Genomic DNA, 13,075 nt, shown 5'->3' with positions numbered 1-13,075 from the left:
GGAAAAGTCTTCAACGGAAAAATCCAGCGCCAGCATGTTGCTAGCATTGAGGCGTTGCAAGCAGTTGGCCGATGAACGGCTGAGTCGGGCCGATTTCCCACAAGTGCGCAAGATTGTTCAAGCCAAAAAGCAGCGTTTGCTGGCACAGTCTTCGGCCGTTTCTCTGGTTGAAGGGCGTTATGTCTGACTCACTTTTACCGCGCAGTGCGTTTCTTCGCGGCGCTGTGGCGATCATGCCGTTATCACTGGCAACGGCGCCTTGGGGGCTGCTGGCCGGCTCCATGGCGATCGAAGCCAATCTCACGCCGCTGCAAGGGCAGGGCTTGTCGAGCATTGTGTTTGCCGGTGCCGCGCAACTGGTGGCGATTGGCATGCTCAAGGGCGGCGCGGGGATTTTCTCGATTCTGCTGACCACGGTTTTGCTGACCTCACAGCATTTGCTTTACGGCATGAGCATGCGTTCGGTGATTTCGCCGTTACCGGGACGCTGGCGGATCGGCCTGGGTTTTTTGCTCACCGATGAGCTGTTTGCCTTGACCAGTCAACACGATCGCCAGCAGTTCAATCGCTGGTATGCGTTGGGCGTCGGCCTGACGTTCTATATCGCCTGGAATCTGTTCACGCTGGCCGGCATCGTCCTCGGCAGCAGCATTCCGGGGCTTGAACATTTGGGCCTGGACTTCTCGATTGCCGCCACTTTCATCGCCCTGATCACACCGGTGGTGCGCAACGTGCCGACGGTGGTGTGCGTGGCAGTTTCGCTGTTCTGTTCGGTGCTGTTCAGTTATTGGCAGTGGGGCTCGGCGCTGGTGTTGTCGGGGCTGGCGGGAATGACCGCAGGATTTATCTGCAACAAGCTGTATCGGGAGCGCACATGATGGTTTGGGCAGTGATTTTCGGCATGGGGATTCTGGTGTTCCTCAACCGTTACGTGTTTCTCGAGCCGCGTTTGCCGGTGCGCCTGAGTAGCAACGCGCGGCAGTTTCTCGGTTTTGCCGTACCGGGAATGCTCACCGCGATCTGCGGGCCAATCGTATTCATGCCGGACAAACAATTGAATCTGCAGTGGGACAATCCTTACCTGCTTAGTTCATTGGTAGCTATTGGCCTTGTTCTAGCCACACGCAACACGTTGCTCAGCATGTTGTTAAGCATGGCGTTCTTCTTTTTGTTGCGTTGGTGGTTGTAAGTTGCCTGAGCGAATCTGTTCTACGCTGTAACGAAGACCGTTTACTTGTGACAGGAGGTGGGCATGGCGACTGAGCAAGAACATCCACAACGGGATGAAGAAGACACAGACGAACCGACCGAAGAAGAGATCGAGCGCGAGAAACACAAGGAACAAACGTGGAAACGCGATGAAGGCAGGGACTTGTCGGATCCTGATCGCAAATTTTGATCCAAAAAAAGCCCCTTGATTCAAGGGGCTTTTTCGTGGTTTTACAGATCTTCCAACTGCGTGAAATCGGGGTGTGAGGCCCGATAGCCCAAGGTTCGGTCGATCCAGGCATTGAGCTCGTTGACCATCACCGGCGGGTGGCCGGGATACCCTTCGAGGGTGGTGCGCAGGATGCGATCAATATTCGGGACATCACGCAGGTTTCGGGTCTTGATGTAGTGGCCGATAAAACAGTCGAGTTCAAAGCGTTCTGTCATCGACAGATAGACACACTCCAGGCCACCGACCTGTTTGATTGCAAAATCGTCGCGCAACTTATTTCTCTGCAAGGCTTGTAAATGTTTTAGTGGATTCCTGATTTATTGACTCTTTGGTCAATTGGTATACCAATCGGAAGGCGGCGCGCATGCTAGCTTTAGCGCTGGAAAATGTATGTATGACGATCGAAATGTCAGACAAGCGGTTAGTTCGCTCAAACGACTGTTTTACAGAGCCTGTCTCAAGCGTGAAACAGCCTTTGTAAAGATACGGAGTCACCTGTAGGAGCTGCCGAAGGCTGCGATCTTTTGATGTTGATTGTAAAAAACAAGATCAAAAGATCGCAGCCTTCGGCAGCTCCTACATTCGTTAGACGTACGACGTTGAGGGATGTTTAGGGCTGCGGAATGATCAAGCTGGGCCCCTGATTGCGTACGTTACCCACCGCTTTGCCGACTTTGTGCCATTCGAACGCTTCACTGCTTTCCCCTTCGAACAGCAACATTTGCTCAGCGCGTTCAGCCGGTGTCGCCGGATCCAGCCATTCGCGCACCAAATCAGTGCGGAATACCACGGGGCGGCGATCGTGGATATCGATCATCCCGCCAGCACTGTCGGCGGTGATGATCACGAAACCATCGTCGTCACGCGCCGGTTTTTCTGGTGTAGGAAATTGCCCGATGGCAGCACAGAAAACCGGCCCATGATCCGCCCGACGAATCAGCCAGGGTTGTCGGGTTTTATCCTCGGCATCGACCCACTCAAACCAGTTGTCGACCGGCACGATCAGGCGCTGTTTCCAGATCGCCCGGAAGAACGGCCCATGGGCGACTTTCTCGACCCGCGCATTGATCGGCGCGGCGCGATCCTTGGCCCAATGCGGACGCCAGCCCCAGCGCAGGGTATCGGCGTAAACCTGCTGTTCATGTTGATGGAGAATCGCCAGCGACGTGGTCGGCGCCGCGTTGTAATGCGCCAGTGGCGCATCGCCGACATGATTGATCAGTGCGTCGGGAATGCTCAGCACCGCGACAAAGTCATGGATGCCCCGGTACTGCGAGAGTCTTCCGCACATGGCTGAACCTCCGGTTGGACGCTTTCAGCTTAGATGCTAACGGTCATTCAATCCTTGGCGCCCTGACCGGTGAACGTGTCGCGCCAGTTCAGGCAGCGACGTTCGAGCGCTGCGAGCAAGCCATCGCTGAGTTTGCCAAGCAAGGCCAGCACGATGATCGCCGCCAGCACGATATCGGGACGCGAGGTTTCGCGGCCGTCACTGAGCAAATAACCCAGGCCTTTGGTTGCGGCGATCAGTTCGGCAGCGACAAGAAACATCCACGCCAGACTCATGCCGCTGCGCAGCCCGGTGAACAGGCCGGGCAGGGCGGCGGGCAACAGAATCCGGCGCACCAGTTGCAAGCGACTGAAACCGTAGATACGCCCGACTTCCACCAGTTTGCGGTCGATATTGCGGATCGCCGCGACTACGTTGACGTAGACCGGGAAGAACGCGCCGATGGCGATCAGGACGATTTTCGAGGTCTCGTCGATGCCCAGCCAAAGCAGCAAAAGCGGCACCCAGGCCAGACTCGGAATCGAACGCAACGCGGCGAACATCGGTTCCAGATACGCCTCGGCTTCGCGGCTCAAACCGACCCACGCGGCGAACACCAGCGCCAGGCTCGCACCAATGGCGAAACCCAGCAGCACACGAATCAGGCTGGCGCCGATGTGTTTCCACAGCGCACCTTCGGCAAGGTCGGTAAGCGTCACGGCGATCTCACTGGGCGCCGGCATCTGGTAGGACGGCAGCCAGCCGATGCGTACGATAATTTCCAGCACGACGATGATCAGCAACGGCAACGCGAGGCCTTTCAGACGGCGCTGCCATGCCGGGTTGGAAACGGATTTCTGCCGTCGCGACAGAGCAAGTGGCGCGGGCAGGTCTTTGCTGTGACTGGTCATGATCAGGGCTCCGCTCACGACGAATCCGCGACGAGCGCGGATTCGTGGTGAGTCTGGTCAGTTACTGGCGGGCGACGGCTTGCTGCACACCGCTGTCGAGCAATTGATCGATGACTTGATCAACATTGACGCCACGGCGCACCAGTTCTTCCGACACCAGAATCGGCGCGGCAGCCTTGGAGGCGCTGACGTCGTTGGCGGTCAGTTGCGGGCTGCTCAGGTCGGTGCGCGACAGTTGCAGTTTGGCCACGTCCAGCGGCAGGCCGGATTCTTTGGCGAGGAGAGCGGCGAATTCATCAGGATTTTTCAGCGACCATTCGCGCGCCTGCTCGTAGGCTTTGATCACGGTGTCGATGGTTTGCGGATGCTCCTTGGCGTACTGCTCGGTGACGCTGACCACGCCATAGCTATTAAAGGCAGGGTTGCGATAGAGCAAGCGCGAGCCGGCCTGAACCTGGCTGGCGGCCATGTGCGGATCGAGGCCGGCCCAGGCGTCGACGTCGCCTTTTTCCAGTGCAGTGCGGCCGTCCGGGTGTTGCAGGTGCACCAGCTCAACGTCGTCTTTTTTCAGCCCGGCCTGTTGCAGGCTGCGCAAGGTGAACAGGTATGGATCGGTGCCTTTGGTGGCAGCGATTTTCTTGCCCTTGAGGTCGGCAACGGTCTGGTACGGCGAGTCTTTGCGCACCACTAACGCTGTCCATTCGGCACGGCTGTACACGTAAACGGATTTGATCGGGCTGCCGTTGGCGCGGCTCAGCACGGCGGCGAGGCTAGCGCTGGAAGCGAAATCGACGCCGCCACTGTTGAGGTATTCCAGTGAACGGTTGCTGCCTTGGCTGAGCACCCAACTGACTTTGGTTTGCGGCAGGGCTTTTTCGAGGAAGCCGAAATGTTTAAGCACTAGGCTGACTGGCGAGTAATAAGCGTAGTCGAGGTGCACTTCGGCCGGCGCGGTCTCGGCGGCGTGGGCGATCGGTTGCAGGCTCAGGAGAAGGGCGCTCGCAGCCAGCAGCGTTTTGATTCGAAGGAACGGGAAGAACGGTTTCATGGGGGAACGCTCCGGCAAAGGCACAGATTTCTTATGTCCAAAAAGATATTTTTAGCGAATGCTTCCTGCATGAATGGAATATTGCAGGCTCTGTGCCATATCCGATCTAGCCCGTGTTTATTGGGTTTTCCGCTGGTTTGCTCGTTTTTAACTGTTGCCTGGTGAACAGCATGCCGAGCCACTGTTGCGCTGTGAACAGTTGGAAACGACAGTGATGAGCTTATGCATTAATCGAATTTTAAAACTGAATATTAAGAGCGTTATGGTCTATGCAAATCCCCTTTGCAGGACTTGCCATGAAGCTTTCCCGATTCCTACGCAGTGCGCTGACTGCGGCACTGTTTGCTTCACCACTTTCCTACGCGGCCGAGCCAGTCGTCCTGCATATCGGCGATCAGAATTACTACAACATCCGCGCCTCTATTGAAGCGTCCGGCGTGTTGAAAGACGCGCCGTATACGGTCGACTGGAAACATTTCCAGGCCGCCGCGCCGCTGGCTGAAGCCCTGCAAACCGGCTCGCTGGATCTGGGCTTTTTAGGTGATTCAGGCTTTCTGTTTCTGGCAGCCAAGCAGGCGCCGGTGAAGCTGATCGGCGTGTCGCGGCAAAACCCCGACACCATTGCGTTGCTGGTGCCGAAAGATTCCCCGGTGAAAACCATCGCTGATCTGAAGGGTAAAAAAGTCGCCTATTGGCCCGGTGCCTGGAGTCAGCAGTTGACCTTGCGCGCGCTGGAGCAGGGCGGTCTGCCGGAGAGCTACGTCGACTTCGTCAAATTGATGCCGATCGATGCAGCCGCCGCGTTGCCGCAGGGCAGCATCGACGCGTTCCCGGTGTGGGAACCGTATATTTCCCAACAGATCGTGTTCTCCGGCGCGCGACCGATCCTGACCGCGAAAAACCTGATGCCGGGGCTCAGTGCCATCGCCGCGTCGACACCGTCGATCGACAGTAAACGTGAAGCCATCGCCGATTTTCTTGGGCGTTTGAAACTGGCGAGGGCGTGGGTCGACAGTCATACCGATGAGTACGCCGACCTCTGGGCGAAAAAGGCCAATCTCGATCAACAGGTTTCGCGGCACTGGTTGCGCCAGGCGCACATGACGGTCGGCCCGGTGGATCAGCAGGCAGCGACGGATCTGCAAAGCACTGCGGACTTCCTGTTCAAGGTCAAGGCACTGCCGACGCCACTGGCCACCGCCGGCATTATCGACACCTCGTTTCAGCAAGCGTTGGCGCACTGAGCAAGCGCCGGAACCAAACCCTGTGTACCTTATCCAACCTCGGCTCGCGGATCGGAGCGCAGGGATGGATAAGGGCGAGGGAGTTTTGCCAATCGACAACATGACGGCAGCGGTCGGGCTCAAGGCAAAACATGACATCGCTATTCAAAATATTCTGTGCGGCGGCCATCGCTTTCGGGCTGGCTGGCTGCATTGCCGCGCCCATCGAATTGACCGCGCAGACCGAAACACAGCTGAAAGCGCAGGCGCCAGTGCGTTTTTTGCTGACTTTCGATGATGGCCCCAGTGCTTCAAGTTTCTGGAATCCGTCGGCGACGGTGCTCGATAGCCTCAAGGACAACCCGATTCAGCCGGGCATCAAAGCAGTGTTCTTCGTGCAGACCCGCGCACCGAGGGCCGGTAACAGCGATATCGGTCGCGGCATCATGCGTCGCGAACACGATGAAGGTCATATTCTCGCGTTCCACACTGCGACCCACTGGCACACCAATCACCGTTCACTGAGCCCGCAAGAACTTGAAGAATCGTTGAGCAATGGCATGGCAGACATTGCCGCGATTAGCGGCGCGCCGCCGAAACTGCTGCGTCCACCATTCTGGAATTACGACAAGCGCACTTTTGCCGCGTATCAGCAGCATGGCTTGCACGTGTTGTTGACGGATTTGAGCGCCAATGACGGCAAAATCTGGGGGTTCAACGCCAGCCCTAGACGTCGTGCGAACATGCTGCGGCAGTTGTCGGAAGTCCGTGAGCAGATTGCGCACGGAGAGTTTCCGGTGGTGGATGGCGTGATTCCGGTGGTGGTGACTTTCCATGATCTGAACCGCTACACCGCTCGGCATACGCGCGAATATCTGCAGATCCTGCTCGACAGTGCGGCGGCGACAGGCGTGCCACTGGCGGATCAGCCGTTTTATGTGGATCACGCAGCACTGGAAAAAGCCGCGCTGGCACGCACGGTTCAGCAAAGTTCTCAGCCGGTGCATTTGCCGGGGATCTGGAACTGGATCTGGGATCGTGATGCTGATTAAAGTCGCCCGAAAAATGTGAGGGAGTTGGCATTTTTCGGGGCGGCGGATTTCAAAACGCTCATCTATGCTCTACGGGTCGACCGACTCATCGCCTGCGAGGCGTGCCCCATGCTTGCCATTACGGACATTTGCCGCATTGTCGAATCCGGGTTTCCGGGGTTCACATGCAACTGCATTTCGACGCAGGGACTGCTACAGATCAAGGTGAGTGAGCCGGCCAGCGGCGACATCAAGTTGCAGCTCAATGGCGTTTCCCCGGAACACCTCGTCACCATCCGTGACATTTCCAACTTCATCGGTGAATTGCGCACGGAAATAAGCGCCGGGCGCCGGGCCTTCGCCGGTTAAGCCGTCATAAGCGCCGCTGAAACGCCTGAACGATGCGCAACGTCGCATCGCTGGTTTTCAGGTTGTGCACTGCGTTCAGCGGATGCCACATGCAATCGCTGATTTCATTCTGTGGACGTACTTCCTCAATGTTCAGCACCGAGGCCTCGTAGACGTGATGTTGCGTGCGGCCGCTCTGTAACTCCATCAAGTACAAAACGTCTTCGGCTTCCAGCCCGGTTTCTTCATGCAATTCGCGCACAGCCGCAGCGGCTTTGGTTTCTCCAGGCTCGACTTTGCCGCCGGGCAATGTCCAGCAACATCTGGGTTTGCGAACCAGGAGGATATGGCGATCCTGCTCGCAAATGACGGTGGCGCGTACTTTCATCTGTTACCTGTTTACCGGTTGTCACAAAAACGTAATAAAACTGCAATATTCGAGCCGGGCCTTTGTTTAAAGGTTCCCTGTGGATGTTGAGTATTGTTCTGCATCGAAAGTGCCTGATCGTTGGCTGCCGGGCGGTCGGCCACTCCAGTAAATCAGGGTGTAAGGTTAAAAGCGTGAAGCTGAATAACCGTGTTGCAAAAGGAGGTACCCATGAGCATGCCCATGTTGAACAAGATGCACATGAACGGCTATGACGTACTCAGCGTGAACAGCGGCCCTTGGCGGGTTTGCACGCAAGGTGACCGACTGGCGTCATTTGCCAGCAGAGAGGAGGCGCTGGCGTATGCCGCAGCACTTCCTGGCTACAGAAAACGCTCGGTGAAAGCGCAAAGTCACAACGTTAGTTGAATTGTGGCGAGGGAGCTTGCTCCCGCTGAACTGCGCAGCAGGCCCTTTTAGGATAACGAGCGAGGGCCGCTTCGCGACCCAGCGGGAGCAAGCTCCCTCGCCACAAGTGTCAGTGGACTTTGGTTCGGCTGATTGCGCGCGCCTTCACTTCCTTGGCATAAAGTTGCAGCCGCTCTTCGTCGCTTTGCAGCACTTCGCAAGAGCGCAGCACCGTTTGCGCGTCAGCCTCGTTGCCCGATTTGCGCAATTGTTCGGCAATGCGTTTGAGGTCGACCGCTGACCATCTCAGATCCGATGCGACAGCTTGCAGGTCGCGTTGAAGTTCGTGTTCGTATTCATTGAGCCGCATGATCACCTCCAGAACATTCTCGGTAAAAAAGAGTAGTCGCTTTTTCGCCGGTGGGGCGGAGCGATGCTGTCATTAAGCTGAGCGGTTGTGAAAAATTGTCGAAAGCGCATCAACGGCGCAATGCCACGATGGATGTGTAACCAGTTACACGTTACATTCGCTTTTTTTCAGATTAGAGAAGCACCCATGCGGATATGGATCGGAAGTTTGACGTTGGCGGTATTGGCAGGTTGCTCCTTGCCGGCGTCACTGGTTCCGGGTGAACCCAATCTCAGCAAGACCAGCGAAAAAACGCCCAAAGACTACGCCGCGTGCATTTTGCCGCTGTGGCAGCAGGACGTTTCCAAGACATCGCAAACGTCGATTTCCAACGGTTATCGCATCACCGCGCCGAGCATCATCACGGCCGACGAGATTCTCGATATCGTCAAATACAAGGACGGTAGCCGCGTCTCGCTGTATCAGGGGCCGCCCTGGGCCAAGTCCGGCTCGTTGCGCAAATCGGTGCGTGACTGCCTGTAACGGCGTTCCCGGATGAAAAAAAAGCAGAAACCTCGGTTTCTGCTTTTTTATTGGGCGCTTGGTCAGTCAGTAATGTCGGTCAGCGCGATGGTGCCGACATTGCCTTTCTTCTCACGGCGATCCTGAATCCAGTCTTCCACTTGCTGGCCGAATTCCGCCGGGGCCTTGCGCCCGACTTTTCTCGCGATATCGAGAATGGTTTGCTGGGCGAGGGCTTCTTCCATGCGCTTTTGCGCGGTCATCATCGCGCCGTGAATCGAGCAGGTGCCTTCGGTGGCCCACTCCGGCGGATTGCCTTCAAACAGGGCGCAACGCCCCCGGATGTCGCGGCATTCGAAAATATTCTTGCGTCCATCGATGGCGTTGACGATGTCGAGCAGGGTGATTTCATCCGCCGGTCGCGCCAGGCTGAACCCACCACGCACGCCTTCACTTGCTACCACCAATTTGCCTTTGGCCAGTTTGGTAAAAATCTTCGCCAGATATTCGACTGGCACGCCTTGCAACTCGGCGAGGTCGCGCACGCTGGCCTCGCGAGAGTCACCACCATTGCCCACCAAAAATGCCAGGCAATGAATGCCGTATTCGACGCCTGCGCTGTAAAGAGACATTTTTATCTCCGACTTAAGTTGTCGTAAATATTATCAGCCTGAGGGAGGCTCGGCAATCTGTCTGCGTGGACTGATTTTGTTCTTTATGTGCTTGAAAGCAACAAGAATGGCTATTTTTGGCGGATCCTTATCATCCTGCTTGATCAGATTATTCGATCAAAACAATCGAATAATCTGACTTGTTGGTTTTATATCCGACCAATACAGTCGGCGCTATCGGAGTGGCGACGACGGGCCTCCGGCGAAATTCGTTTCACCTCTTTCAACGGCTTGGCTTTTTCTGGAGAAACACAATGAAGCAGCAGATTCTGGTTATCGGCGCAGGTTTTGGCGGTATGTGGTCGGCATTGAGCGCAACACGTCTGGTCGATCTGCATGGACGTGATGATGTTGAAATCAGCGTTCTGGCCCCACAAGCCGAGCTGCGTGTGCGTCCGCGTTTCTATGAGCCGAACGCTCATCAACTGGCGGCACCGCTGGGTGAACTGTTCGAAGCAGTCGGCGTTCACTTCATCAAAGGCGCCGCGAACACCATCGATGTCGCAGAGAAAACCGTTGGCTACACCGATACGGCCGGGCAGCAACAAGTCTTCCACTTCGACAAACTGGTGCTGGCTTCCGGCAGCGGTCTGGCACAATCGGCCACGCCGGGTGTTGCTCAGCATGCGTTTGACGTTGACCAGATCGAAGCGGCCATGCGTCTGGAAACCCATCTAAAATCCCTCAAAGACCAACCGTCGAGCAAGGCGCGCAATACCGTGGTGGTTGCGGGCGGTGGATTCACCGGCATTGAAACCGCGACTGAAATGCCAGGGCGTCTACGCAAGATTCTCGGCGAGGAAGCCGATATCAACGTGATCATCGTTGATCGCGGGCAGAAGATCGGCGCCGCAATGGGTGAAGAAATCAGCCATTCCATCCTTGAGGCGAGTGAAGAGCTGGGCGTTGAATGGCGTCTGGGTGTCTCGGTGCAGTCGGTCGATGCCAATGGCGTGACGCTGTCGGACGGTCAACACATCGCGGCAAAAACCGTGGTCTGGACGACCGGTGTGCGCGCCAGTTCGTTGACCGAGCAGATCCCTGCCGAACGCGATAAACAAGGTCGCTTGCACGTTGATGCGAACCTGAAAGTCATCGGTCAGGACGATATTTTTGCCACCGGCGATGTCGCCTACGCCGCCACCGACCACCTCGGTAATTTCGCGCTGATGACCTGCCAGCACGCTATTTCATTGGGTCGTCATGCTGGCAACAATGTCGCTGCGCAGATTCTCGGTATCGACCCAACGCCGTATAGCCAGCCGAAATACGTGACCTGTCTGGATCTCGGCGCCTGGGGCGCGGTGTACACCGAGGGCTGGGATCGTCAGGTGAAACTGGTCAAACAGGAAGGCAAAACCCTGAAGACGCAGATCAACACCCAGTGGATTTATCCACCCGCGGCTGATCGCGTGAGTGCGCTGGCGGCGGCGGATCCGATGATTCCTGTGGTTGCGTAATTCTGAGCCTGTAAAAAATCCCGCTTACAAAAGCGGGATTTTTTTGCCTGCCAAAAAAGCGCGCAACGAGATGTGACAGTTGGGGGCGGGCGTATTTTCTGCGTCGACTAGGCTTTGGATCGCGGGGCTATGAATGGGCCTGCATGTCTTTCAAGGAGCCTCGGATCATGGATGATCTGGTCAAAGAAGTTATTCCGTTGTTGCAGTATTTGATCCCCGGATTCCTGTCAGCGTGGATTTTCTACTCGCTGACGGCGTTCAAGCGTCCGGATACGTTCGGACAGATTGTGCAGGCGCTGATTTTTACTTTTGTGATTCAAGGGGCTGTGTTGAGGGTTGGATCTGTCTGTTTATGGGTTGGCGCGAAGGGATTTTCTGTAGGGCAATGGGATTCGAGGGCTGAGACGGTGTGGGCTTTTGTCGTGTCGATAACCTTGGGGTTGCTTTCCTGTTATCTGGCAACCAATGACCAATTGCACAGTTGGCTGCGCAGTAGAAACGTCACGAAACAAACTTCCTATCCCAGCGAATGGTTCAGCATTTTTGCCCAGCACCATCGCCTTGTCACCCTGCACCTGACCGATGAGAGGCGCGTTTTTGGCTGGCCGGTGGAGTGGCCGCCGGAATCCAATAGTGGCCAGTTTGTGATGCAAAACCCCTGTTGGCTGGACTCCGATGGAACAGAGGTGCCTTTTGGCGCCGAGTATTTGCTGATAGATTCCGGCAAGGTCAAGTGGGTCGAGTTCGGCCCGAAATTGGAGAGTTCGCTATGACAGCCAGAGCACCGCAACCAATGCCAGAGTGGGTGGCGCGTCGTTATACAAAGGATGGCAAGCCGGTGGCGAATGCATTGCCTAAAGCACCCAGTGGCCCGCCGCCGCTGAAGGGGTGACATTCCACTGGCCAATAGCGGTCATGCCGCGAATTGTAGGTTGTCCGGACTGACCTCTTCGCGAGCAAGCTGGGCTCCTACAATGAAATTGTGAGCGCCGCTTACCTCTTGTGGGAGCTGAGCTTGCTCGCGAAGGCGGACTCACTGACAACACATCACGCTTAAAGTGTCTCCACCAACCAATCCCGAAACGCCTTCAACGACGGCAACGTCTCATTACGCGGCGGATACACCAGGTAATAGCTGCGCCGACTGGTAATTGGCTCACCCAGCTGCAGCAATTCACCCTTCAACAGTTCCTCTTCCACCAGAATCCGCGGCACCAGCCCTACGCCAATATTCGCTCGCACCGCCTGAATCAAATGCGAGGTCATTTCAAAACTCGGCCCGATGCGCATGCTGCGGTGCGGCAGGCTGTGATGGCTGAACCATTCCGTCCATGCCTGCGCGTTGCTGCTGACATTGAGCAGCAGTTGCCCGGCGATGCGCGCTTCGGCGTCATCGCGCTCGGCCTTTGATAACTGCGCGCTGGCAATCACCACCAGTTCTTCGGTATGCAGGGGCAGGGCGGTCAAGCCCGGCCACTCCCCGCCACCCACACAAATCGCGGCGTCGATTTCGCTGGTATCAAAGTCGATCGCTTCGATGCGCGAATGCAAATGCACGGTCATGCCTGGGTGCGCTGTGTAGAAATCCTTGAGGCGCGGCAACAGCCATTTCGAGCCAAACGTCGGCAACGTCGCCAGACGCAAACTGTGAATGCCCGAACCGAACGCCATCGCCTGCAACGTCGCGCTGCGAATCTGTCCGAGTGCCTCCGAGAGTTCACGCTGATACATGCGCCCGACATCTGTCAGCACCACTTTGCGGCCCTCGCGGCTGAACAGGCGCATGCCGAGCATCTTCTCAAGAATCTGCACCTGACGACTGACCGCGCTCTGTGTCAGCGACAGCTCATGGGCGGCGCGGGTGTAGCTTTCGTGGCGCGCTGCTGCCTCGAAGGCCAGCAATAACGACATGGAAGGGGTGAGCGTGCGCGGATTCATTCGTAAAAGTCATCAATAGCGGGTCGAATTTACGGTTGTCCCAGCGTCGGTCAGCAATGAACATGGGCACCATTAGATGGCGGAGCCT

Annotated in this window: 18 protein-coding genes; 10 read left to right on the top strand and 8 right to left on the bottom strand. The window is 56.6% G+C overall.

The features are described from left to right. The first annotated feature begins 179 nt into the window (after positions 1-179). From GVL50_RS15780 to GVL50_RS28765, 3 genes are all read left to right on the top strand, one after another. Positions 180-878, top strand: coding sequence for an AzlC family ABC transporter permease (locus GVL50_RS15780; RefSeq protein ID WP_159814107.1), 699 nt, complete (start codon positions 180-182; stop codon positions 876-878). Further along, positions 878-1,189, top strand: coding sequence for an AzlD domain-containing protein (locus tag GVL50_RS15775; RefSeq protein ID WP_172680124.1), 312 nt, complete (start codon positions 878-880; stop codon positions 1,187-1,189). Before GVL50_RS15780 ends, GVL50_RS15775 begins: the two co-directional genes overlap by 1 nt. 63 nt (positions 1,190-1,252) lie before the next feature. Then, complete coding sequence (locus GVL50_RS28765) at positions 1,253-1,399, top strand: hypothetical protein (RefSeq protein ID WP_172680121.1); 147 nt, start codon at positions 1,253-1,255, stop codon at positions 1,397-1,399. A 41-nt stretch (positions 1,400-1,440) separates the two neighbouring features. Here GVL50_RS28765 and GVL50_RS15770 read toward each other — a convergent pair whose 3' ends face one another. The 4 genes from GVL50_RS15770 to GVL50_RS15755 all read right to left on the bottom strand — a co-directional run bounded on the left by GVL50_RS15770 (position 1,441) and on the right by GVL50_RS15755 (position 4,670). Further along, complete coding sequence (locus GVL50_RS15770; RefSeq protein WP_053121300.1) at positions 1,441-1,713, bottom strand: hypothetical protein; 273 nt, start codon at positions 1,711-1,713, stop codon at positions 1,441-1,443. Positions 1,714-2,051: 338 nt separating this feature from the next. Further along, entirely contained in the window at positions 2,052-2,732 is a 681-nt protein-coding gene (locus GVL50_RS15765) for an SOS response-associated peptidase (protein WP_159814105.1), read from the bottom strand. 47 nt (positions 2,733-2,779) lie between these two features. After that, on the bottom strand, positions 2,780-3,622 hold the full coding sequence (locus GVL50_RS15760) for an ABC transporter permease (RefSeq protein ID WP_159814103.1): 843 nt from the start codon (positions 3,620-3,622) through the stop codon (positions 2,780-2,782). Between the two features lie 61 nt (positions 3,623-3,683). Next, a complete protein-coding gene (locus GVL50_RS15755) occupies positions 3,684-4,670 on the bottom strand; it encodes an aliphatic sulfonate ABC transporter substrate-binding protein (protein ID WP_159814101.1) in 987 nt (328 codons plus the stop codon). A gap of 296 nt (positions 4,671-4,966) precedes the next feature. On the opposite strand from GVL50_RS15755, the gene GVL50_RS15750 reads away from it, so the two are divergent. The 3 genes from GVL50_RS15750 to GVL50_RS15740 all read left to right on the top strand — a co-directional run bounded on the left by GVL50_RS15750 (position 4,967) and on the right by GVL50_RS15740 (position 7,293). Next, complete coding sequence (locus GVL50_RS15750) at positions 4,967-5,914, top strand: ABC transporter substrate-binding protein (protein WP_159814098.1); 948 nt, start codon at positions 4,967-4,969, stop codon at positions 5,912-5,914. 131 nt (positions 5,915-6,045) lie between these two features. Beyond that, positions 6,046-6,945: a polysaccharide deacetylase family protein gene (locus GVL50_RS15745; RefSeq protein WP_159814096.1), complete on the top strand. Its 900-nt coding sequence runs from the start codon at positions 6,046-6,048 to the stop codon at positions 6,943-6,945. Positions 6,946-7,053: 108 nt separating this feature from the next. Continuing rightward, positions 7,054-7,293, top strand: coding sequence for a DUF1652 domain-containing protein (locus GVL50_RS15740; RefSeq protein WP_159814094.1), 240 nt, complete (start codon positions 7,054-7,056; stop codon positions 7,291-7,293). A gap of 4 nt (positions 7,294-7,297) precedes the next feature. Here GVL50_RS15740 and GVL50_RS15735 read toward each other — a convergent pair whose 3' ends face one another. Then, positions 7,298-7,660 (bottom strand): NUDIX hydrolase, encoded by a 363-nt coding sequence (locus tag GVL50_RS15735; RefSeq protein WP_159814091.1) that lies wholly within the window; start codon positions 7,658-7,660, stop codon positions 7,298-7,300. Positions 7,661-7,870: 210 nt separating this feature from the next. Here GVL50_RS15735 and GVL50_RS15730 point away from each other — a divergent pair, with 210 nt between their 5' ends. Beyond that, positions 7,871-8,068: a DUF2188 domain-containing protein gene (locus tag GVL50_RS15730; RefSeq protein WP_159814089.1), complete on the top strand. Its 198-nt coding sequence runs from the start codon at positions 7,871-7,873 to the stop codon at positions 8,066-8,068. A gap of 109 nt (positions 8,069-8,177) precedes the next feature. Here GVL50_RS15730 and GVL50_RS15725 read toward each other — a convergent pair whose 3' ends face one another. Further along, a complete protein-coding gene (locus tag GVL50_RS15725; RefSeq protein WP_053121283.1) occupies positions 8,178-8,417 on the bottom strand; it encodes a hypothetical protein in 240 nt (79 codons plus the stop codon). Between the two features lie 186 nt (positions 8,418-8,603). Between GVL50_RS15725 and GVL50_RS15720 the strand changes: the two genes are divergently transcribed. Continuing rightward, positions 8,604-8,939 (top strand): hypothetical protein, encoded by a 336-nt coding sequence (locus GVL50_RS15720; RefSeq protein ID WP_053121280.1) that lies wholly within the window; start codon positions 8,604-8,606, stop codon positions 8,937-8,939. Positions 8,940-9,001: 62 nt separating this feature from the next. On the opposite strand, the gene GVL50_RS15715 is transcribed toward GVL50_RS15720, so the two are convergent. Continuing rightward, the gene (locus GVL50_RS15715; RefSeq protein WP_159814087.1) at positions 9,002-9,550 is read right to left on the bottom strand and encodes an Rrf2 family transcriptional regulator; all 549 of its coding nucleotides are present in this window, start codon (positions 9,548-9,550) and stop codon (positions 9,002-9,004) included. 293 nt (positions 9,551-9,843) lie between these two features. Between GVL50_RS15715 and GVL50_RS15710 the strand changes: the two genes are divergently transcribed. Together GVL50_RS15710 and GVL50_RS15705 are read left to right on the top strand one after the other, a co-directional pair. Further along, a complete protein-coding gene (locus GVL50_RS15710) occupies positions 9,844-11,049 on the top strand; it encodes an NAD(P)/FAD-dependent oxidoreductase (protein WP_159814085.1) in 1,206 nt (401 codons plus the stop codon). Between the two features lie 167 nt (positions 11,050-11,216). Beyond that, a complete protein-coding gene (locus GVL50_RS15705) occupies positions 11,217-11,822 on the top strand; it encodes a DUF6338 family protein (RefSeq protein ID WP_159814083.1) in 606 nt (201 codons plus the stop codon). A 280-nt stretch (positions 11,823-12,102) separates the two neighbouring features. Here GVL50_RS15705 and GVL50_RS15700 read toward each other — a convergent pair whose 3' ends face one another. Continuing rightward, the gene (locus GVL50_RS15700) at positions 12,103-12,987 is read right to left on the bottom strand and encodes a LysR substrate-binding domain-containing protein (protein ID WP_159814081.1); all 885 of its coding nucleotides are present in this window, start codon (positions 12,985-12,987) and stop codon (positions 12,103-12,105) included. Positions 12,988-13,075 lie beyond the last annotated feature (88 nt).

This window comes from Pseudomonas sp. 18058 (assembly GCF_902706155.1).
GTDB classification, from domain to species: Bacteria; Pseudomonadota; Gammaproteobacteria; order Pseudomonadales; family Pseudomonadaceae; genus Aquipseudomonas; species Aquipseudomonas rustica.
This window is presented reverse-complemented; position numbering and strand designations above follow the sequence as displayed.